The organism is Secundilactobacillus collinoides DSM 20515 = JCM 1123 (assembly GCF_001435975.1).
In the GTDB taxonomy this organism is placed as follows: Bacteria; Bacillota; Bacilli; order Lactobacillales; family Lactobacillaceae; genus Secundilactobacillus; species Secundilactobacillus collinoides.
This window is the reverse complement of sequence record NZ_AYYR01000117.1, coordinates 34885-56502: the sequence shown is the minus strand read 5'-3', so window position 1 is coordinate 56502 and position 21618 is coordinate 34885. Positions and strand designations below refer to the sequence as shown.

General features: G+C 45.9%; 18 protein-coding genes. 8 read left to right on the top strand and 10 right to left on the bottom strand.

Going from position 1 to position 21618, the window contains the following annotated elements; all coding sequences use genetic code 11:
• Positions 1–10 precede the first annotated feature (10 nt).
• From FC82_RS14885 to FC82_RS14865, 3 genes are all read left to right on the top strand, one after another.
• Positions 11–418 (top strand): hypothetical protein, encoded by a 408-nt coding sequence (locus FC82_RS14885; RefSeq protein WP_054760234.1) that lies wholly within the window; start codon positions 11–13, stop codon positions 416–418.
• Between the two features lie 475 nt (positions 419–893).
• Positions 894–2096: an acetate/propionate family kinase gene (locus tag FC82_RS14880; protein WP_056997400.1), complete on the top strand. Its 1203-nt coding sequence runs from the start codon at positions 894–896 to the stop codon at positions 2094–2096.
• Between the two features lie 590 nt (positions 2097–2686).
• A complete protein-coding gene (locus FC82_RS14865) occupies positions 2687–3643 on the top strand; it encodes an alpha/beta hydrolase (RefSeq protein WP_054760232.1) in 957 nt (318 codons plus the stop codon).
• Positions 3644–3667: 24 nt separating this feature from the next.
• On the opposite strand, the gene FC82_RS14860 is transcribed toward FC82_RS14865, so the two are convergent.
• Complete coding sequence (locus FC82_RS14860) at positions 3668–4228, bottom strand: TetR/AcrR family transcriptional regulator (RefSeq protein ID WP_056997397.1); 561 nt, start codon at positions 4226–4228, stop codon at positions 3668–3670.
• A gap of 105 nt (positions 4229–4333) precedes the next feature.
• On the opposite strand from FC82_RS14860, the gene FC82_RS14855 reads away from it, so the two are divergent.
• Positions 4334–6031 carry an MFS transporter gene (locus FC82_RS14855; protein WP_056997396.1) on the top strand — a complete coding sequence of 566 codons (1698 nt, stop codon included), beginning with the start codon at positions 4334–4336 and terminating at the stop codon, positions 6029–6031.
• Positions 6032–6439: 408 nt separating this feature from the next.
• On the opposite strand, the gene FC82_RS14850 is transcribed toward FC82_RS14855, so the two are convergent.
• Positions 6440–8062 (bottom strand): peptide ABC transporter substrate-binding protein, encoded by a 1623-nt coding sequence (locus tag FC82_RS14850; protein ID WP_056997395.1) that lies wholly within the window; start codon positions 8060–8062, stop codon positions 6440–6442.
• Positions 8063–8288: 226 nt separating this feature from the next.
• On the opposite strand from FC82_RS14850, the gene FC82_RS14845 reads away from it, so the two are divergent.
• A complete protein-coding gene (locus FC82_RS14845) occupies positions 8289–8771 on the top strand; it encodes a C39 family peptidase (RefSeq protein ID WP_082620397.1) in 483 nt (160 codons plus the stop codon).
• Between the two features lie 161 nt (positions 8772–8932).
• Here the strand turns inward: FC82_RS14845 and FC82_RS14840 are convergent, their stop codons facing one another.
• From FC82_RS14840 to FC82_RS14830, 3 genes are all read right to left on the bottom strand, one after another.
• Positions 8933–9310 carry a hypothetical protein gene (locus FC82_RS14840; protein WP_056997393.1) on the bottom strand — a complete coding sequence of 126 codons (378 nt, stop codon included), beginning with the start codon at positions 9308–9310 and terminating at the stop codon, positions 8933–8935.
• Between the two features lie 271 nt (positions 9311–9581).
• On the bottom strand, positions 9582–10283 hold the full coding sequence (locus FC82_RS14835; RefSeq protein WP_056997392.1) for a hypothetical protein: 702 nt from the start codon (positions 10281–10283) through the stop codon (positions 9582–9584).
• Between the two features lie 109 nt (positions 10284–10392).
• Entirely contained in the window at positions 10393–10818 is a 426-nt protein-coding gene (locus FC82_RS14830; protein WP_054760224.1) for a hypothetical protein, read from the bottom strand.
• 209 nt (positions 10819–11027) lie between these two features.
• Here FC82_RS14830 and FC82_RS17500 point away from each other — a divergent pair, with 209 nt between their 5' ends.
• Together FC82_RS17500 and FC82_RS14825 are read left to right on the top strand one after the other, a co-directional pair.
• Positions 11028–11252, top strand: a complete 225-nt coding sequence (locus FC82_RS17500) for an aquaporin (protein WP_369404336.1) — start codon at positions 11028–11030, stop codon at positions 11250–11252.
• Positions 11191–11742, top strand: coding sequence for an MIP/aquaporin family protein (locus FC82_RS14825; protein WP_082620396.1), 552 nt, complete (start codon positions 11191–11193; stop codon positions 11740–11742). The genes FC82_RS17500 and FC82_RS14825 overlap by 62 nt, the downstream gene beginning before the upstream one ends.
• A 306-nt stretch (positions 11743–12048) precedes the next feature.
• On the opposite strand, the gene FC82_RS14820 is transcribed toward FC82_RS14825, so the two are convergent.
• The 5 genes from FC82_RS14820 to FC82_RS14800 all read right to left on the bottom strand — a co-directional run bounded on the left by FC82_RS14820 (position 12049) and on the right by FC82_RS14800 (position 19489).
• On the bottom strand, positions 12049–14274 hold the full coding sequence (locus FC82_RS14820) for a glycoside hydrolase family 3 C-terminal domain-containing protein (protein WP_056997390.1): 2226 nt from the start codon (positions 14272–14274) through the stop codon (positions 12049–12051).
• A gap of 26 nt (positions 14275–14300) precedes the next feature.
• Positions 14301–15209 carry an ROK family protein gene (locus FC82_RS14815; protein WP_235809255.1) on the bottom strand — a complete coding sequence of 303 codons (909 nt, stop codon included), beginning with the start codon at positions 15207–15209 and terminating at the stop codon, positions 14301–14303.
• Positions 15210–15219: 10 nt separating this feature from the next.
• Positions 15220–16662: a 6-phospho-beta-glucosidase gene (locus tag FC82_RS14810; RefSeq protein ID WP_056997389.1), complete on the bottom strand. Its 1443-nt coding sequence runs from the start codon at positions 16660–16662 to the stop codon at positions 15220–15222.
• A gap of 234 nt (positions 16663–16896) precedes the next feature.
• A complete protein-coding gene (locus FC82_RS14805) occupies positions 16897–18054 on the bottom strand; it encodes an ROK family transcriptional regulator (RefSeq protein ID WP_056997388.1) in 1158 nt (385 codons plus the stop codon).
• A gap of 28 nt (positions 18055–18082) precedes the next feature.
• Positions 18083–19489, bottom strand: coding sequence for an MFS transporter (locus FC82_RS14800; RefSeq protein ID WP_082620395.1), 1407 nt, complete (start codon positions 19487–19489; stop codon positions 18083–18085).
• A gap of 278 nt (positions 19490–19767) precedes the next feature.
• On the opposite strand from FC82_RS14800, the gene yicI reads away from it, so the two are divergent.
• Positions 19768–21618: alpha-xylosidase (gene yicI / locus FC82_RS14795; RefSeq protein ID WP_235809254.1), on the top strand; the 1851-nt coding region annotated here is incomplete at its 3' end.

The window sequence follows — 21618 nt, the reverse complement described above, 5'->3', positions numbered from 1 at the left end:
GGAGGATTTTATGACTAAGAAAGCGAAAATTATCGGTATTATCGTGAGCTTTATGACCGTGGCCTGTATCTGGACCGTTGGCCAAGCGCACGCAGTCTTTGCGGCTGTTCGCCTGACATCTGCCATTCAGAAAGGGACAACGTCACAATCGACACGCCGGATTACTGTCCGACCAACCAAAAAACTGCACGTTGTTTTGACGGCGTACGATGAAAATCAGGTGACCAGCACAAAGACGTTTACCTATAAGATTTTTCGCTACGGCAAAGTCTATAAAACCTATCGGGTAAAAAATGGCCACGTTGCCACGGCCATCAAAGTTACACCAGGCAAATACTCTGTCCGCGCCTACGATGGCAATAACGCGGTCACATTTAGCGGCGGCATTTCGTCGTCAAACGCGCCCCACTTTATTTAAACAAGTAAACTGCTGTTAAGGCAAAACTGTCATCCGTCGATCAATAACGTAAGAATGACAGTTTCAGTCATTTTATGTCGCCTCAACATGCGACAAACAGCCATCACTGGCACAATATGCGACTCCCTTTGAAAAGCCAAATTGGGTTTTTAGAGGGGGTCGCTCATATTTTGGGAGAAATCTGATTTTCTAGAGCTAGTCAGGTATGTGACCTCAGTAATTCTTGCTAGGCCAGCGAATCATTTTTGCAAGATTGAGACTGTTGTCGAAGCAACTTTGCCCCAAGGAAACAGAGCTGAATCATTCGGGGTGCCCGTCTTTGTGCGTACTTTCCAGGTGACATAACCAAAATGGGTCGGTAAGGCAATGGGCATGTGACTAAAATAATTAATGAAGTTTCGGTGAAAATTATTGAAAACGGTTACATTCTTCGTTAGACTTGAACCATACGACAAAATTAAGGTGGGAGTTAACCATGACAAAAACATTAGCAATCAACGCAGGAAGTTCAACATTAAAATGGAAACTGTTTTCAATGCCTGATGAGACCGTTATCGCATCCGGCCTCGTCGATCGCTTGAATCTCCCGGGGTCCATTTTTACCGTTAAGCGACCTGGCGCTGAAAAATACAAGAAGGTCGAAGACAACATTACTTATCGTCTGGCCGCAGCCATGGTGCTGTCTCACTTAAAAGATTCAGGCATCGTGAAACATTTACATGAGATTACTGGCATCGGTCACCGTGTTGTTGCTGGTGGGGAAATTTTCTCTGATTCCGCTGTGATTACCGACGAAACGCTGCAACAAATCAAAGATTTAGCTGAATATGCCCCCTTACACAACCCGATTCAAGCGCAATATATCGAAATTTTCCAAACTTTGTTGCCAAATGCGCATCAAGTTGCCGTATTCGACACGTCGTTATACACGGACATGCCTAAGGTCAACTATATGTACCCGATTCCATACCAATATTACAAAGACTTTGGTGCCCGTAAATATGGTGCCCATGGAACGAGCCACCGGTATGTTGCTGAACGGACTGCCGAAATTTTGGGTAAACCATTGCAGGATCTCAAACTGATCACGTTGCATTTGGGCTCTGGGTCATCTGTCACCGCTTTTGATCACGGCAAAGTTATCGACACCTCAATGGGCTTTACCCCGCTGGCAGGTGTCATGATGGGAACCCGTTCTGGTGACATTGATGCCTCCCTAGTGACATTCCTGACCAAAAAGCTCGGTATCAGTATCAGCGAAATGACTGATATTTTGAACAAAAAATCAGGACTTTTAGGTGTTTCTGAACTCTCCCCAGATCAACGGGACCTGGAAGAGGCTGAAGATAAGAATCCGAAAGCAAAGTTAGCCCTCGACATGTTCGCCAACCGAGTCGTTCGTTACATCGGCAGTTATGTCGCTGAATTAAACGGTTTGGACGCCTTAGTCTTCACGGCCGGTTCAGGTGAAAATGGGATCGGTATGCGCGAACGGATTGCTAACCAGATCGGCGTCTTCGGCGTCAACATCGATCACGACAAGAATCAAGTTCGCGGTAAGGAAACCATCATTAGTCCAGATGGTGCCAAGGTGAAAGTCATGGTCGTACCGACAAATGAAGAGCTGGAAATTGTTCGGGATGTGACTAGATTGACGACACCGCACAGTAAATATTAAAGTATGAAGTATAATCTTTTTGAGAATGAACCACCCTTCATCACATCTAATTTCTTTATTCTAAACTTGTAACAAGCAGCTGCCCACTGGGCACATAAGGCACGCTAGTCCAAAATTCCAAATTGGAGTTTTGATCTGGCGTGCCTTATGTTTTGAATGTGAAACCACCTTTTGTCCCCCTGTTTCCTCCTGGAATTGGTCAATTTTTGATGATGATAATTTTTTCAGGAACCATGTGAAAACGAATTTCGCAAGGAAAATGTCGGACTGCAGCAGCAACGCTTCAGGTACCCTTTGTCTTTGTGAAGGTTCCACCATGTTCACCTGTGCTCATTACCGAAACGAATTTTGCACGATAGGGGCCACAGGCACAATTCTGGACAGAAAAATCAAGCTCAGTTTTTTTCCACACAGCGTTGTTTCTGGCCCGCTCCTTAAAAGTTTTGCGCTACGCTCTTTCTACATAATTAAACCGCAACTAACAAAAAATCAATAAAATCCTTAAGATAACACCCTTTCCTTGAAAACTCTCACAAACATTGGAATACTAAACTATTAGATTAAACTTTCATGGTAAGGAGAAAACAACTATGTCGAAGCGCCTTATAAAACTCTCTCTGACTATCATGCTAGTCGCAGGGATCTTGCTCGGCTTCGGAGTTAAGCTGGCCACCAATTCGGCAAAAACCAGCTCACAGCCATCCGTTACTCGAAAATCACATCAAACTAAACATCAAACAGCTAATACGGTTTCCGCTAAAGTTAACGTGCCAACAATTTTGATTCATGGCGTTGGCGGCTCATTTAAATCGGAAATACCAATGATGAAAGAGGCTGTGAAAAAGGGCTATGCACAATGGGGACTTGTTGTGCATGTTAAAGCAAACGGCGAAGTCACCACTCGCGGGACGCTGAAAAACAAACCTAATCCAATCATTTTAGTACGGTTCAACAATAACGTAGCTGGTGAGGTTCAGGATGCAAAATGGATCAAAAATGTCCTGACGACCCTTAAAACAAAGTATGACGTCACGGAATACAACATGATTGGCCACTCCATGGGCGCTTACGCCGCGGTCTACTATGAAGAGTACTACAGTCACGACAGCAATCAGCCAAAACTCGATAAGCTGGTCACCCTTGCAGGTCCATTTGACGGCATTATCACCGCTCGAAAGATCCGCTGGATAGGTCGGGTATCTAACAGCATCTTAAAGCTGTGGGATGACACGCCAAACTTGAACAGGCTCACAGCAACTGGCAAACCGCGGATCATCCATCCGGAATACCGACTTCTGTTGGCAAAACGTAACGAATTTCCGTCATCGGCGCACGTGCTCAACATGTACGGTAACCTGAAAAACGGCACAAACTCCGATGGGACGGTCACCAACATCTCAAGTGAATCACTGGCATACCTGATCGGCAGCCGCGTGGCAAGTTACCGAGAAAAGATGATCACCAGTTACGATGCCTCCCACTATGGTCTGCATAATGACAATACAGAGGTGCGCGAACAATTGTACAAATTCCTTTGGAATAAATAGCTAACCTAAAAACGAGAAACTCATCTAGTGGGTTTCTCGTTTTTGTGTGCGTTGAATTTTGAGAAAGTCTGCAACCAGTTGACCCATATATGCGGGCGATTCCACCATCCCATTTTGCAACCAGCGCAGTGAGGTATTGATCACAGCACCCGCCAGAAATTTGCCCCAATACGGTCGTGTTGTATATGATCCGGGATTCTGATTGATCTTATCCAACTTTAGCAAGTACAGAAATGCCGTCTCAAAACCGCGAATCAATGGCTGTTCATTGCCCGTTTCAAACAAGACAAGTTGGGCCTCACAATTCACTGCGACTAGTTCAAAATAATGGGCCATCATCGTCGGCATGGCTAACCGCGTATTGTTTGGCAGGCCGCGCATATATGTGACAACACTTAACATTTCATACTGGTCAATAATCTGGTTGTAAGTCGTAAAGTGCTTGTAGTAATAAGTCCGGGAAACCCCGGCCTCCTTGCAGAGTTTTGTGACCGAAATAGTTGCCATCGCTTGCGTTTGAATAAGGGCAATCAGCGCGTGGTAGATTGCCGTTAACGCCTGGTCACGTCGTTCTTTTGGTGACATAGTTTACAAAAAGCCCCCTTTTGTAACCGAAGTATTCAGTCCTATTATACACACTGTTATGCTTTAAAACCGTTACAACATTACTTTTCAAGGAGACGATATTAAATGACACTTAAAAATCGTTTGACGGTCTTAACGATGGCCGTCGGTATCTTCCTTTGCATGCTTGATACAACTATTATGAACATTGCCCTCCCTGCGATTCAAAGCGGCCTCCACGTAAGTCTATCCTCTCTATCCTGGGCGCTCAACGTCTACACGATCACCTTTGCCGTCTTCACGATTCCGCTGGGAAGACTATCCGACCAGCTGGGACGCCATAAAGTCTACGTTGCTGGTCTGGCACTCTTTCTCTTGGGGTCGATTGCATCCGGAACGGCAGCCGACACAACAATGCTGATTGCCGGGCGGGCGCTGCAAAGTCTCGGGACAGCCATTGTGTTCCCCGCCAGCATGACGATTGGCATCGCTTCAGTCACTATGGCCCACAGAACACCAGTCGTTGCCACCCTTGGGTTGACACAGGCCTTGGCAGCTGCCCTCGGGCCGACGCTTGGTGGAATCGTTACTCAGTACCTCGGCTGGCGTTGGGTATTTTTCATGAATGTCCCACTCGTTATTGTGGCACTTGGTTTATCACTGTGGCTTTTACCACTGAAAAATGAATCACGTACAGCTGCCAAAATTGATGTGATCGGGATGCTGCTGTCCATGATACTGCTGTTTTCACTGACGCTTGCCCTTGTACAGGGATCCGTTTGGGGCTGGACAAGTGTGTCAATTCTCAGCTTATTTGCAATCAGCGGTGTCTCACTCATCGCGTTTATCGTTGCTGAACGTTTCGTCAACGAGCCGATGATCCCGCTCAGTTTGTTTGCCCATCGGCAATTTGCCGGTGCTGTCCTTGCCATTGTGCTTACAGGTATTTTTCTGGTCGCCGTTATGGTCATTTTCCCGACCTTCTTCACAAAGGTTCAAGGCAAGTCCGAACTCGCGGCGGCGCTGATGATTACACCTGCCTCACTCATGATTTTCATCCTGGCGCCAATCAGCGGCAACATTATCAATAAAATCGGTCCACGAGTGATGGTGTCAACCGGGTTTATCCTGTTGATTTTAGGGTACGCGACCATCTATTTCATGAACCCTGATCAATACGCTCAAGTTGTTATTGCTCTGCTGTTTATCGGCGCCGGCTTCGGTCTAGTTGCCGGACCAATCGTTGTGCTTGGTGCCGCCGATTTTACGGGTGACCTGCTAACTGCATCGCAGAGTGTCCTTGGACTTTTCAGACAGATTGGTACCGTCCTTGCCGTGGCCATCTTTGTTTCAGCGTTGACCGCCAATTTAAAAACGGCAAAGACGACCGCAATCAACAACACTGAAGATTACGTCCAAACGTTAGCCCTTCCTAAGGCTGCCAAACAAACCATCATGACTAAGGCTGACGCACAGATCAAATCGGAAAACACCGCTTCCGACCACACGACTGGTATTTCAAAAACTGATGAAACAAAATTAATCCAACAAACCTACCAAAGGGCCTTGCAAACAAACTCAAATGACAACTTGCCTCTCGCCGCAAAACAAGCGATCCACGCAAAAGTGACCACCGCTATTCAAAAAAAGGTGACAACTGATAACCGGCTCATTAACCGTGCAACCACCCACATTAAACAGGCCTCAAAACAACAAATCACTGAGGCGTTTATGTCACCCTATAAAAAAGCTTTGCCGTTTTTGATTATCGCAAGTTTGACATCCCTTTTGTTCTACCGCCGGAGGGATTTAAATAGAGAGTGAAGCAAGAAGTTTTGAGGGCGGAGCAGAAGCGACTCAGACCCGAAAAGTCCGGGTCTGACTTTTTGGGTCAGAGTCGTTTCTGTAGTAGCCCTCAGCCTTGCTGAACTCGTTTCCACTAGGTTGCCAAAGAAAGGAACAGTCCAAAAAAATCTCACTGATCAATCCCAGAAATCGCCATTGAAAAACCAGTTCCGCTAACACGACAAAAAAATGCCCCAGATTAAATTCTCGAACAGAATTTAATCTGGGGCACCTTAAACTGCTGAATCACATAGCTGAAAACAGCCATTTTTCTGCGGTCACATGCACCCACCTGAGTGGCAGCTGTCACAAACCTCTTCAGCAGGTTCTCGAATTGTGAAATGCAACATCAGGATTTCTCAAATGAAGGTCTTCCAATTCCACGGCCTACTTCAAATACGTCGTCTTAAAGTTATAACTAGCACCAGCGGAATTGTAAACCATATCCTTCACCGAAGAACTCAGCAGCCAAGGTGCTGCTGACTGATACAACGGTGTGATTCCCTGATCCTTCATCATGATGTTTTGTGCTTTGACCATATCATCCCAGCGTTTCGATGCATTGTTGGCATCCGTTGTTGATGACGCCTTGATCAGGCTATCATACTCGCTGTTGGACCACCCCGAAATGTTACTTGGGTTGTTCTTCGTCAGAATGTTCAGGAAGGTAATTGGGTCCGCAAAGTCCGCGAACCAGTTAGCAAACGTCATCTCGTAATCGTGGTTGGCTTGCTTAGTCAATTCAGAACGTTGCGGAATGTTTGAAACGCTGACTTTTAACCCTGGTAAATTCTTTTCCAAAGCACTTTGCAGATACTCGGTGACCTTTTTACCAGCGTCACTATCAGCCGACAGAATCGTGAAGTGCGGGTCAGTAATGCCCGTTTCCTTCAAGCCCTCCGTCCAAAGCTGTTTTGCCTTAGTTGGATTATACGTCATCGATGCCGGCGTTGTAATGTCTGCAGTAAAGTCTTTTCCAGTGGTTGGGTTAGTCGCCAAGCCCTTCGAAACGAAACTGCCATTCACGAATGAGCCATCGCCTAACACTTTGTTGGTGATCTGTTTACGGTTAATGGCCATTGAAATAGCTTCCCGAATCTTCAAATTCTTAAATAGTTTGAGTTTTTGATTCATGGCAAGATAGTAACTGCTTGATTGCGGCCGTGAAATTAAATCCTTGTTATTTTTCAGATTCTTAGCTTGGTTACCAGTTAAAGGCGCACCAATAAGTTTTTTAGAATTGTACTGGTTCAGTGCAGTTTGGTTATCCTTGACCACTTGATACTTGATAGCTGACATTTTAACGGCTTTCTTATCCCAGTAATCGGTGTTCTTCTTCAACGTCCAAGTCGTGCTTGTCCCGTTCCATTTAGTCAGCTTGTACGGGCCGTTATAAACCATCTTGTCGCTGCGGGTCCCATAAGCACTGCCGTATTTGTTGACCACTTTTTCATTTTGCGGGTAAAAAACAGGGAACCCAAGTAACAGTTTAAAGTATGGGATCTGTTGGTCCAAATCAACCTGAAGTTTGTATTTTCCCAAGGCTTTGATGCCCAGCGTATCGGCAGCTTTCTTACCGTTCGAAATGGCATCCGCGTTCTTGATACCGCTAAACAGATAACTGTACTGCGAAGCTGTCTTCGGGTTCACCGTTCGACGCCAAGAATAAACGAAATCTTGGGCCGTGACCGTATCACCGTTACTCCACTTGGTGTTGTGACGCATTTCGATGACGTATTGTTTGCCATCCTTAGACTGGGTCATCTTCGTGGCCAAACCAGTTTCCGGCTTACTGTTTTTCCCCAAACGGTAAAGCCCTTCATTGGTGTTGTTCAATGTATCAAAGGTGCCCAAAGCCGTGGATTTTGACAGATCAATCGTTGAGAGTTCACTGTCAGTCGGCATAGTAAAGGTGTTCTTGCTGGAAGAACTATTGGATGAACAAGCACCCAACACTAACGCAAGTCCAGCCACGCCCACCAGCGCAGCCCATCTTTGGTTCAACTTCATGATAAAATCCTCCTCACACATCAGATAAATATTAAACACACATTAACAATAGTTTAACATATTTATCAGAATATCAACCCAGAATTCTAATTTTTATTTAATTTAAACGGCATAAATCATCGCTCTTACACGATGTAAGTGATTTCTTTTGAGTATTTATACAAAGACAATTTTCGATAAAAACTGTGCTATAATTGTGACAAATTACTGAAAGGCGGTGCGTTCGATGCAGTTAAATGTTCCCTTAATTTCCCAACGACCGGAGTTGCCGACTGGCTGTGAAATTACGGCCGTGACGATGATGTTGCAGTATGCGGGTGCAGCTGTTAACAAGGTGCAGCTAGCCAAAGAAATGCCGCGTGCAGATAGTGACTGCAATCTCGGTTTTGTTGGTGACCCGTTCACCGATAATGGTAACAGCATCTACCCACCGGCGTTGTTGCCCCTTGTTACTAAGTACGCTGGCCACGCAACCAACTTGACCGGTGCTTCCTTGGCTGAACTCAAACAGCAACTAGATGCCAACAACCCCGTTGTTATCTGGGTGGGTGAATTCGATGGTTTTCACACTCACGCACTTGTTTTAGTGGGCTATAACGACACTCACGTCATTGTGAACGATTGCTGGACAAATGAGATCACGCCGTTAACGAACACCGAATTTACTAATATCCGGGCAAATAAAGCCAATATGGCACTGGGTTTATAGGCCTCGAGCACGTAACAAAAAGCGCCCCAGCAAATTATTCCGCTGGGGCGCTTTTAGATACCAACAACTAAGCCAATCATCAATAAAATAATAATCGCATGTCAGTCGTTATCGTTAGTGTTTGATACTACTATTTATTTTTTTAAACCGGTATACCGTTATTAAACGGACAACTGGGTAGCATTTTCATCTGCCAAATATGCCCGGCCAGTGTTTTTGACCATGACAAACTGGGTAAGATCTTGGTTGAGATGTTGCCGGAATGCCGTCACAATTTTAGCTTCATCGTTAACAGTCTTTCCGTCTTGATACAAGGCTTGTACGTAACCGTCGTATTCGTCCTCGATCACTTCACCCAGACTTCTGACGTTGGTATAACTCGGCGGATTGTTTCCTTTTTTGTGTAAATCGGCCTGTGACGCAACGTTGTTCTCAAGCTGGTCATAATCCAAGCTGAGGTCGTCAAGTAATTTACGCAAGGTTGGTAGATGCAGCCGCGAAATAATGTCATCAGATGCCAATTCTGGTTGAGTCATCATATGCTCACTTCTCTCAATAAAAGTTATGGTATTAAAAGTTTAATACCATGTATTATGACAGCCCAACCTCCGATTAAGGTTAAAAAAAGTGTAAGGTTTTCTTAAATCTACTTAGGATTTTACTTAATATCAAAAAGAATGCTACACGATCAGCTACCGACAGTCGTTTGGATGCAAAAACGGTCACAGCTCAATACCGCATTGATATTGAGCTTGTGACCGCTTATATGCTTATATTTGGTTTAGTTATTAATTTTGTCGTTAATGTTAACTAGCCGTTAAATGCATCAACAAATTGTTTAATTTCTTTTGTTGTCTCAGTAGCGACTTTGTCTTTGATTTGTGTCTGCAGATCACTGCTCTCAGCCGGATCTTCAACATTTTCACCCTTTGCTAAATCATCTTGATACTCTTTTTCAACATAGGCGTTATATTGATTCGTCAATAACTTCTCAATAACAGGTTTCGTGTATGCACTGGCGTACGACTTTGCAGGCGATGTCTTTGTCTTAGTAAAGGTATACGTAGTGCCCTTAACGTTGACTGCGCGGCCGTCCTTGTACTTTGTCAGCTTTGCCGTGTAAGTTGAGCCGGTCTTCTTATAGAGGGACAACTTATAATTTTTGGAACCGATTTTACCATTAGAAACGGCACGATAGGTGACATTCAGCGTCCGATGCGACTTGCTGAATGAATTCTTCACTGGGATAACCATGGTCAGTTGCGGTGCCTTAAAGTCGCCCATAATAATTGCCCGAATATGACCGCTGTTGCCGACTTTGATTTTTGTCCAGCGAAAGGCATATCCTGCCTTGGCGCTCTTAAAATATCCGGTAGGCCCCTGTAATTCACTCTGGCTAAACTTTGTAGAAGCCTGGGCAGTCTGCGGGTGTTGAACCGCACCGAAGCCTACCCCAATCCCGATTGTTGCAATAAGAGTCAAAATGCCCTTAATTAAAAATGTCTTTTTCATTACTATTCCTCCAACCCCATACAAATATATATTCATTCTAGCATAGGCTTGTTTGAATAGTTAGCAAATTGGCTGTTAATTCGTCAGTGTAAAATCGACTCTGATTGCCTTAGAAGGTCAAATCATATCGTTTACCCGTCAATGCCACGTTCCCTGCAAATCTAACGGCCAACCGCGCCTGTTTGATGCCGAACACGGTCCGTTGACAAAAACGATTCAACCGCGTTTTCAAAAAGACTTGGACAATTTCTGCCATTCGCCCTGAGTAAAGCGGTTCCCAAGGCACTTGAAACCCAATCGTGAGTACTGCCTGATTGCGTGCATCATCTGTCTTCACATTTAACAACCGTGCTCGTCCGTGCACCTGCGTTTCGTAAGGTACCTCCACTTGCCATTCATCCGTCCAAGGACTCTGTGCCAACAATAGCTCATGCACAGCCATTTCCAATTGCTGCCCCGTTGTTGCCCGACTATTCCCAATGGTGTCCAACCAATCTATATACACCGGCACCCGGTAAATCAATGTAGCTTGCATGCGGCCGCCCTCTCTTTCTTCACTGTTAATTTTACATATTATAGCCTATTTTTGATTAAGGTGCGGTTACAGTTTACCTGAATGCTGCCCACTAGTTTCCGGTAAAGTATCACCGTCCATATGATTGACAATTGTTTAAAATAAACTATTGCTGAATGTACAGTTCCACAGTTACAATCATATAATAGGTATAACAACGGCGTCTCATTTTGCAACCTAACCGCCTGCATCTCTATCACAATCAAAAACGAAATCAGGGATCTTTATTGAAAAACTACATTGCTGAATTTTTAGGCACCTACGTTCTAGTAACAATAGGAACGGGTACCATTGCGTTAACGAACGCGGACCCGCTCACCGTTAGTCTGGCTTTTGGACTGGCCTTTATGGTGTGCGCGTACACTTTCGGCAGTTATTCGGGGGGGCCACTTTAACCCTGCCATCACACTGGGAATGGCAATCGACCACCAAATTTCCTGGCCAGTATCATTCTGGTACATTGTTGCGCAACTAGCCGCCGGAATCGGTGCGGCTGCAACTGTTCGCGCCGCCGTTGTCGCAACGGGCGGGGCGGCCAATTTTATTGGTCAAAACACCACCAAAGTGGATGATGTCAGTTTAGTGGTCATTGAAGCCGTTTTGACAACAATGCTTGTTCTGGTCTACCTGATGACAAAAAAACAACATCAGGTACTCGGTGGTTTGATCAACGGTTTCGCTCTGACCGTCATTTCAATTGCGGGATACAACCTGACCGGTCCTAGCCTCAACCCAGCACGGTCACTTGGTCCGGCGCTATTTGCCGGTGGTGACTCACTAGTCCAGCTCTGGCTATACGTCCTCGGTTCCGTTCTTGGTGCGGGAGTCGCCGCATTGTTGATGATGATTTTCGACCGAGAAACACCAAAAAAAGAAAAGCAGTAATGGCACCAACAGATACTGGACCAATAGGCACAATACGCAATACAATAATGGTTATAATGCATGCTAGTCATCCAGGTTGAACGTGCACTAAGCAATCATATAAGCGCCCCCATTTAATAATCCTAAAACGGGATTATTAAATGGGGGCGCTTGTATCCTGTGAATAACATTTGATTTTAGAACCATTTTCTGGTCAACCCAGCGCTGCAAACTAAAGGCTTGCATAGAATCACAAAAGTCACCCGGGATTTACTAAAATCGTCCGTTTCTGTGTCAATCTTTAACCGATACCTGGCACGTTCTTGCCTACAGTTCATGCATCAGGGTTAAAAATTGTGTCAATTGTTCCTGCGTTGCCCCAACCATGTTGGCTGAACGCAACGGAATGTTGAGCAGCATCTGCTGGTCGGTTGTTTCACCCGATGCTAACGCCGCAAAGGTTTCGGTCAACCCACTCGCTTTAAGCGCCGCCTGTGCTTCGGGCAATGCTAAAACATCACCAATGTAACTATTCAACGTGACTTTAGGCTTAGCAGCTTGAGGCCAGTCTAACGTTGCGGTTGCTTGCAAACGAATGTCTTGACTACTGGTCCCAATCAAAATGTCATACTCACCGTTATCGACTTGCCAATCGGAAATTTCCGGATTGTACCAGCTAAAAGCACGCTGATTGAGCGTGAGGCTAACGGTTTTAGTTTCACCAGGTTGCAAAGTCACCTTTGCGAAGTTCGCCAGTGCTTTGACTGGTTTTTCAATTCGGCTCGCCTTATTTGCCACATATGCCTGTACAGTTTCGGTTCCAGCAACATTACCGGTGTTGGTCACAGAGAGTTGCGCCGTCACTGAATCCGACCCAATGTTGAGCTGCAAGTTCGCATACTTAAACGTTGTGTAACTTAAACCAAAGCCAAACGGAAAGGCAACCGGTACCTGCTTTTTATCATAGTAGCGATACCCCATAAATAAGCCCTCGCGGTAGTTTTCATGATCCGGATCCGCGTTAAAGGTCAGGTAACTGGGTGTATCTGCCAGTCGAATCGGGAAGGTCTCTGCTAAACGACCAGCAGGGTTCACGTCGCCTGAGAGGATGTCCCAAGTTGCTTCGCCAACTGCTTCTCCAGCAAGATAAGTTTCTAAGATACCCTGCACCTTATCCGCCCACGGCATCAACACAACGGAACCGTTTTGCAGTACGACCGTCACGTGGTCATTGACTGCAGTCACAGCGTCAATCAGCGCGTTCTGGTTGTTCGGAAGTGCCAAACTCGTTTTATCAAATCCTTCTGATTCGCGACTGGCCGGGTACCCAGCGAAAATCAGGACTTGGTCTGCTTGCTTAGCCGCACTGACAGCCGCATCGAGTCGCTTTTGATCTGCTGTCTCACTATCTAATTGATACCCAGCCTCATATACGGCTTTGGCATCCGCCTTGTGAATCGCGTCAAGCGGCGTCACCACTTGATAGGCGTTCACGTGAGAACTGCCGCCGCCCTGATAACGCGGGTGTTCAGCTAACTCACCGATAACTGCTAAGGAGCGCCCTTGTTTCAGTGGTAACACATTCTCATTCTTTAAAAGTACCATGCTCTCACCAGCCAGTTTTCGTGCAAACTGGTGCTGTTCATCCAAGTCATATTTTTCAACCGTTTCACTCTCCGGTCGATAATCAGAAACTAGTTTCAAAACCCGAAGAACTGACCGGTTTAAATCATGCTCCGAAAGTGCGCCAGCGTTCACGGCGTCAACAATTTCTTGAGTGGATGCCGGTCCCTTGCCTGGCATTTCCAAATCTAAGCCGGCTTGAATCGCTGCCGTATGGTCAGCAACCGCGCCCCAGTCAGACATCACAAGCCCTTTGAAGCCCCATTCATCACGGAGAATATCAGTTAATAACCGTTTATTTTGTGAGTTCAACGTGCCATTAATGGCGTTGTAGGAACACATCAGTGTGGCTGGATGGCTGTGTTTGACCACCTTTTCAAATGCAGTCAGGTACAGTTCCCGGAGCGTCCGTTCGTCCATGTCCGATGACATAGTAAAGCGCTGATTTTCCCGGTTGTTAGCAGCAAAATGCTTCACACTCACGCCGACACCCTCTGCCTGAACCCCATCAACGTAAGCACTCGCCATTTCACCGGCAAGGTAGGGATCCTCAGAAAAGTACTCAAAATTCCGCCCAGCCAATGGACTCCGCTTCAAATTAATGCCGGGTCCAAGGAGCACGCCAACCTTTTCCACCCGTGCGGCCTTGCCCAAATGGTGTCCCAATTGATTCAATGCATCGCGATCAAACGAACTAGCCGTCAGTGCTGAGGACGGAAAACTAACTGCCGTCACACTGTCGTTAATACCCGTTACCGCCGCGTTTGTATTTTGTTTACGCAGCCCAGATGGCCCATCAGTCATCATGAGTCGTTTCAATCCGACCCGTTCCAAAGTTGCCGTATACCAAGCGTCTTTTCCTGACACCAAGGCGGCCTTCTCAGGTAACGTCAACTGGTCAATAAACGATTGATCATTTTGTTTTGTCATTTCGCACATAAGCTCCTTTATACATTCTAGTGCGCCACATCCTGTTCTTGTTCAAACTGACGGACCGCACCGATCAAATTAGCGTCATTAAGATACTTGCATGGTTCAATTTCTGTCTGAATTGCCTGGGCGCTGTGCCGTTCCTGCATAGCACTCACGCGATGCCGAATTTCGGCGATCACCGCTTCGCGTGCCGAGAGCCCGCCACCAATCAACAGGCGATCCGGGTTCAACCCAACAATCAAATTATACGCGGCAACGCTCAACCAGTGATACAGCCGGTTCACGTAACGTTGTGCCTGGAAATCACCTTTATCCGCGCGTTCAAAGACTTCCCGTCCGGTTATTTCCGGTTGCTGAGTTGCCTGCCCGTAGTGTTGCGCCATCTTGACCGGACTCGCTAATTCACTTAACGTATCACCCTCAGCCGTCATTTCCATGTACCCGAACTCGCCGGCAAAATTATCGTGACTGGTCACTAACTGTTGATTGTTGACGATGGCTCCGCCAATACCGGTGCCGACAATCATCAGCACCGTTGAAGCCACATCACTGGCATTGCCCAGCCAAGACTCCGCAAGTGCCGCACAGTTGGCATCATTTTGGAGGCTGACAGGAAGCCGGAAATAATCGGCCATGCTCTGGCGGACAGGAAATGCATTGAGATAGTGGACAGCACTGGTCCCGGTTATCGTGCCTGTCACCGTATCAACACTGCCAGGTAAGCTAACCGCAATGCCTGTTACCCGAGCGCCCTGTGCCGCGGTACTTTCATCCTTAACGGCATCCAACTTTGTCAACAATTCCGACCAAGTAGCTGGTGTGTCAAAATGTTGTTTGCAAAACAAGCCATTATTGCGCCACAAGGCCGTTTTCACACTTGTGCCGCCAATATCAACAGCCAGCAGTGCGGTTTGGACAATTGCTTCTGCCATTACCATTCACCTACCGATCACTTAAATCATCGCCGTTGGTTTCGATCACGTGCTGATACCAGTAGAAGGAATCCTTCTTGTACCGTGCCATCGAGCCCTTGCCGTCATCGTTTCGATCCACGTAAATAAAACCGTAACGCTTGGACAACTGGCCGGTGCTGGCAGACACAATATCAATGGCACTCCAAGGCGTGTAGCCCATAACCGGCACACCATCATCAATCATCGCCAATTTCATCTGTTCAATATGGTCGCGCAGGTAATCAATTCGGTACTGATCATGAATTTTGTGATCGTCTGTCAACTTATCAATGGCACCAATCCCGTTTTCAACGATGAATAACGGCACATGATACCGATCATTGAGCCAGTTCAGTGAATACCGCAGACCGCGCGGGTCCACTTCCCAACCCCAGTCAGAATGCGGCACCTTGTCGTTTTCAACAACGTCATTTGTTTCATTGTAAGAGTAGTAATCATCTTCATCATCGTGAGCGGCTACGGCAAACGACTTGTAGTAGCTTAAACCAAGGTAGTCAACCTTGCCCTTTTCAAGCTGGGCGAGATCGTCGTCTGTAATATCCAGGGCAAAGTGCTTTGCTTTTTGATAACGCGTCAACCAGCTTGGGTAGCGACCCTGGACCTGCACATCGGAAAACCAAAACCGGGCTTGCATGGCACGTTGCGCCTTCAAGATATCGACCGGCTTATCAGTTGCGGGATAGGCTGGAGTCATCGCAATCATCGCACCAATTTGGAAATCAGGGTTGATCTTGTGACCTTCTTGAACCGCAATCGCACTGGCAACGACCTCATAGTGTCCAGCTTGATACATCACGGCTTCTGCATTTTCACCAGGCTTAATTTGCACGCCAGAGTTTGTAAATAACGAGAACGTCCGGTCATAGTCGATCTGGTTATTGATTTCGTTAAACGTCAACCAGTACTTGACTTTATCCTTGTACCGCTTGAAACAAGCGGTTGCAAACCGGGTAAAAAAAGTCACTAGTTTCCGGTTCCGAAAGCCACCATATTCCGTGACCAAGTGGTAGGGAATCTCAAAATGAGACAACGTGACGACTGGTTCAATGTTGTATTTCAAGCAAGCGTCAAGCAACCGGTCGTAAAAAGCCAGCCCTTCTTCATTAGGCTCAGTTTCGTCACCTTGTGGAAAAATTCGCGTCCAAGCAATCGACGTCCGAAAACACTTGAAACCCATCTCAGCAAATAATTTTACATCTTCGGGGTACTGGTGATAAAAATCTACCGCATCATGGTTTGGATAAAACTCGCCGGGTTGGACACCATCGGTAATCTGCCGTTCACCATAGTTACCCGCGGCCGTCATCACGTCCGCCACGCTAAGTCCTTTGCCTTCAGCATTATAGCCCCCTTCAACTTGGTGAGCCGCTACGGCGCCGCCCCATAGAAAATTCTTTGGTAATGCTGTCATTTAAAACATCCTTTCATGAGTGACTTATTTATCCGATTCTAGTGACAAGACAAGCCCAAACAATGCCTGGTTAGTTGGGAAATCAGGATTATTTGGGCTTGATTGATTCTTAATAATGTTAGGCGTAGGTGTTGTAAGACGAGCCGCTTATCAGGTGTTCATCAAAGACGAATCACCATAAAAGAACGACCGGCGCGTCATTCAAAACCCGCACCTTCAATGACGACTAACGTGCTAGTGATGGAAAATCAATCGCGTGCCTTCCATGTGCAAAACCCGATGAATGGCTTGTGAAGCACCACCCAGCAACGTGGCATAGGTGACATCTTTCGACATGACCAGGGGCGGAACTAGTGGCATGAAGCCCAGTTTCATTTGGATATTTTTCAGAATTTCCGGTAAGGCATCGATCAGTGGCGAATTAAAGAAAATCATCTGCGGATCGTAGAGTGCAATCAAATTATTAACAATGACTGCCAGATGGTAACAAAATTCTTCAATCAAGCCATTAATGGCAGCATCACCAGCGTTGAAGTCAGCGATAAGGTCAGTAAGTGTGTAGGCTGAATCTTTTTTCAGCCTTGCCGCCTTGCGCAATAACGCCCGCTGCGACCACTCGGAATCAAAGCTCGGCAATTTAGAAAGTCGCCGTTTCTTGGTTCCCTTATCCTGAACGATAACGCGCCCTATTTCTCCGGCCTGACCATAGTTACCGGTGTACAGCTGGGTATTGATAATAATGCCGGCACCAATCCCATCGTGAATGCTGACAGCAACGATATTTTGCAACTCCTGTTTGCTAAAATCCTGCTCAAAAATTGCTGCTAGATTAGCTTCATTTTCCACAATCACCGGTACATCATACTTTGCTTCGAAGTGGCCAACCAAGTCAAAATCATCAATTTCTACGAACGGTGAAGTCACGACTTCACCCTGGTAGACCATCCCAAAAATAGCAATGGAAATAGCTTGAAGACCAAACTCTGTATCAAAATCTGGTAACTGACTGACCATTTCTTCCATCTTACTAACAATTTCAGAAATTGACTGACTATCAATGTCCGTGATGTTGTAATCCAGCGAACGCCCATCGAGCTTTGTTGCAAGTATTTCCAACGTATTGCCATTCAAACTAAAGTTTATCACGTAACCGTAAGCCGAATTATACTCAATCAACTCCGGTTTACGGCCACTGGCATTAGATGATTTGGCTTCGTCCAAACTATAGACAAGCTTTCGGTCAATGAACGACCCCACAATATCAGACACAGAGACCTTATTCAGGCCGAGTTTCTTTGAGATCTCATTTCGCGAAATCGGGCCATAGTTCACAATAGTTTGGAGCACCGACCGTTCGTTGTAATCACGCATCACGTCTTTATTAATAATCATGTTTTGTTACGCTCACTTTTCTTGAAGTTTAGCCTTCAGCGTTTTCCTTAGCATGCTTAGCAGCTAAGTCGCTTTGCATCTTCTTTTCGATACCATCTACATGATAGAACAAAAGTGAGATACCTGAAAGCGCAAATCCAAGAAGTGGCACCCAAATGTAGTTTAATTCGATTCCGTGAAGTGCTGCGCCAGTTTGTGCATGGTTAGCCACGTAGCCGGTACCCGTCAAGATCCAGCCAGTGATAACACCACCAAAGCCCATTCCTAACTTAGCAGAGAAACTTGAGAATGACGTCACGATACCTTCAGCGCGAACACCGTTCTTCCATTCACCATAGTCAACGGCATCAGCCAGCATAACGGCGATCAAGCCTGAAACATAACCAGTACCCATGTAGCCGACTATCGTGGCAACAACAATGATCGGTACGTTCAAAGAACTGGCACCCCAGCTCAACAGCAGTTGACCGACACAGGCAAGAATCATCCCACCAAGCATGGTATTCCGCTTCCCAATCTTACGAGAAGTCCATGGTGTCAGAACAACAGCAAGCAGTGAAACAAATTGCAAACTCAAAATGAATGACGACAACGTAGCATCGTGCATGTTGTACTTAAAGAAGTAAACAGTAACTTGTGAACGGGTCTGCATCCCCAACCAGTAAATAAAGTTGATGAAGATGATGATGGCCCATGGCCAGTTGCGCTTCAACGCCTTCAAAGATTCCTTGATTGGAATTGACTGACGAGAGCTCTTGGTTTGAACCCGTTCGTGCGTGTTCTTGAAAACGATTGCAAAAAGAATGACAACGATAATAGCAACAATGACAGCCCAGATGAACCAGCCGCGTTTGCTGGTAGTTGATCCGCCACCAAACTTGGCAACCATAGTCAAGGTAATCCCAGTGATGATAGCAGCACCGGCAGTTCCCATAAATTGACGAATCGTTGAAAGGGTGACCCGTTCTTGAGGATTGCTAGTTAATGATGGCAAAATTGACGTAATCGGAATGTTAACTGCTGAATACAAAACATCGACACCGATGTAAGTAATATAAGCCCAGATCAACTTACCCGTTAAGCTCAAACTTGGCGTGGTAAAGACCAGAACACAGAAAACAGCAAACGGAATGGAGAACCATAACCAGTACGGCCGCGACTTCCCAAACTTAGTATGGGTATGATCAATCATGATCCCCCAGAAAGGACCATCGACGGCATCAAAGAACCGGGCAACGAAGAACAGCGTCCCGACTGCGGCAGCACTGATGCCAAACGTATCGGTATAGAAGATCATCAGATAGGTCCCGACCATTTGGAAGGACAGGTTGCAGGCAAAATCACTTAAGCTATAGGAGAAACGTTCTTTCCACGGCACCTGTTGCTGTTGTTCAATAGGCGTGGGTGTCGAGTCTTTAGAAACATTTTCACTCATATGAAACACCTCGTAATCAAAATAGTAGGATAATTAATTAATTCAATTTTCTAAGGACGATTATATTGTAACCGTTTTCTCGTGTCAATAGTTAATTGGCCCAAAAGCACAACTAACTATAAAATTGTTTCTTATCGCTTATATATCAACGGTTATTGGAGATAATCAAGTATTAAATAATTTGTGAAAGCGTTGACAAATGAAAGCGGATTCGTTACACTGTTCGTGACAATTAATTAATTCAATTTTCTATCATTCTTAAACAGAGGTGTTTCAAAATGAAGTTTACTGATGGTTACTGGCTAGACCGACCTCAATTTGAGATTCAGTCGCCAAAAGAAGTGTTCGACTATCGCAAGTCGGACGACAAATTAACACTTTACGCGCCATTTAAGTACATTAACGAACGTGGCGACGAATTGAATCTTGGGATGTCAACGATTGAACTAACCTCACCTATTGAAGGTGTCATCGGCGTTAAGCTGATTCACTTTGACCAAAATGATAAGGGACCTTCTTATCAATTGGAAAATGAACATCCAAACGTTGACATCACCACGGGTGACAAGGAAATCACCTTTAAGTCTGGTGATTTGACCGCTAAAGTCCCATACAAGTCTAACTTCGAACTTGACTTCTTACATAAGGGTAAGGAGATCACCAAGTCCATGGAAAAGGCACAGGGTGTTATCTTAGACAAGTCAACTGGCAAACACTACATGCGTGAACAACTCTCCATGGGTGTTGACGAATTGATCTATGGCTTGGGCGAACGCTTTACTTCATTCGTGAAGAACGGCCAAACTGTCGACATCGTTAACAAAGATGGTGGTACTGGTAGTGAAGAAGCCTACAAGAACATTCCATTCTACCTAAGCTCTGAAGGCTATGGTGTTTTCGTCAACCAGCCCGAAACCGTTTCGTTTGAAATTGCTTCAGAAAACGTTGACCGGACCCAGTTCAGTGTTGAAGGTGAAAGCCTGCAATACTTCATCGTTGACGGTCCCACCCCTAAGGATGTCCTTAACAAGTACACCCGTCTGACTGGTCAAGTCGCATTGCCGCCAGCATGGTCATTTGGTCTTTGGCTCTCAACTTCATTTACCACTGATTACAGTGCTGAAACTGTGTTGAAGTTCATCGATGGCATGCATGACCGGAAAATTCCGCTCGACGTCTTTCACTTTGACTGTTTCTGGCAAAAAGGGTTTGAATGGTGCACGCTTCTCTGGGACAAGGAACAATTCCCTGATCCAGAAGGTTTGATCAAGAAGATTCACGACCGCGGTATCAAAGTCTGTGTCTGGATCAACCCATACATTGCCCAAAAGTCCCCACTGTTTAAGGAAGCCCAAGATAACGGCTACCTCATCAAGCGCCAAGACGGCAACGTTTGGCAATGGGATCTCTGGCAAGCTGGTAACGGCTTTGTCGACTTCACTAACCCAGATGCTGTTAAGTGGTATCAATCCAAGCTAAAAGCCCTACTTGATATGGGTGTCGACTGCTTCAAGACCGATTTTGGTGAACGAATTCCTGTCGAAGACGTTAAGTTCTTTGACGGTTCAGATCCAAAGCGCGAACACAACTATTACACCCTGCAATACAACCAAACTGTTTTCGATTTGATCAAGCAGGAAAAGGGCGACGACCAAGCAACTGTCTTTGCCCGTTCAGCAACAGTTGGTTCCCAAAAGTTCCCAGTTCACTGGGGCGGCGACTGTTTGTCACGTTACAAGTCAATGGCCGACTCATTACGTGGCGGCCTGTCATTCTTACTTTCAGGTTTCGGCTTCTGGGCGCATGATATTAGTGGCTTCGAGGAACAAGCAACACCTGATCTGTACAAGCGGTGGACTCAATTCGGCTTACTGAGTTCTCACTCTCGGTACCATGGTAGTGGTCAGTACAAGGTGCCGTGGGTCTTTGATGAAGAAGCTGTGGATAACACTCGCAAGTTCGTTGACCTCAAGCTGTCTTTGATGCCATACCTCTTCAACGAAGCTGTTAACACCCACGAAACTGGGACACCACTCATGCGGCCGCTATTCTTGGAATACACTAAGGACCGCAACGCCTACTTCCTCGAACGTGAATACATGTTTGGAAGCAAGCTCTTAGTTGCCCCA

What these genes read in the sequence shown, in the direction of transcription:
- FC82_RS14885 (WP_054760234.1), top strand. Translation starts at nt 11, where the DNA reads ATGACTAAGAAAGCGAAAATTATCGGTATTATCGTGAGCTTTATGACC.
- FC82_RS14880 (WP_056997400.1), top strand. Translation starts at nt 894, where the DNA reads ATGACAAAAACATTAGCAATCAACGCAGGAAGTTCAACATTAAAATGG.
- FC82_RS14865 (WP_054760232.1), top strand. Translation starts at nt 2,687, where the DNA reads ATGTCGAAGCGCCTTATAAAACTCTCTCTGACTATCATGCTAGTCGCA.
- FC82_RS14860 (WP_056997397.1), bottom strand. Translation starts at nt 4,228, where the DNA reads ATGTCACCAAAAGAACGACGTGACCAGGCGTTAACGGCAATCTACCAC.
- FC82_RS14855 (WP_056997396.1), top strand. Translation starts at nt 4,334, where the DNA reads ATGACACTTAAAAATCGTTTGACGGTCTTAACGATGGCCGTCGGTATC.
- FC82_RS14850 (WP_056997395.1), bottom strand. Translation starts at nt 8,062, where the DNA reads ATGAAGTTGAACCAAAGATGGGCTGCGCTGGTGGGCGTGGCTGGACTT.
- FC82_RS14845 (WP_082620397.1), top strand. Translation starts at nt 8,289, where the DNA reads ATGCAGTTAAATGTTCCCTTAATTTCCCAACGACCGGAGTTGCCGACT.
- FC82_RS14840 (WP_056997393.1), bottom strand. Translation starts at nt 9,310, where the DNA reads ATGATGACTCAACCAGAATTGGCATCTGATGACATTATTTCGCGGCTG.
- FC82_RS14835 (WP_056997392.1), bottom strand. Translation starts at nt 10,283, where the DNA reads ATGAAAAAGACATTTTTAATTAAGGGCATTTTGACTCTTATTGCAACA.
- FC82_RS14830 (WP_054760224.1), bottom strand. Translation starts at nt 10,818, where the DNA reads ATGCAAGCTACATTGATTTACCGGGTGCCGGTGTATATAGATTGGTTG.
- FC82_RS14820 (WP_056997390.1), bottom strand. Translation starts at nt 14,274, where the DNA reads ATGACAAAACAAAATGATCAATCGTTTATTGACCAGTTGACGTTACCT.
- FC82_RS14815 (WP_235809255.1), bottom strand. Translation starts at nt 15,209, where the DNA reads ATGGCAGAAGCAATTGTCCAAACCGCACTGCTGGCTGTTGATATTGGC.
- FC82_RS14810 (WP_056997389.1), bottom strand. Translation starts at nt 16,662, where the DNA reads ATGACAGCATTACCAAAGAATTTTCTATGGGGCGGCGCCGTAGCGGCT.
- FC82_RS14805 (WP_056997388.1), bottom strand. Translation starts at nt 18,054, where the DNA reads ATGATTATTAATAAAGACGTGATGCGTGATTACAACGAACGGTCGGTG.
- FC82_RS14800 (WP_082620395.1), bottom strand. Translation starts at nt 19,489, where the DNA reads ATGAGTGAAAATGTTTCTAAAGACTCGACACCCACGCCTATTGAACAA.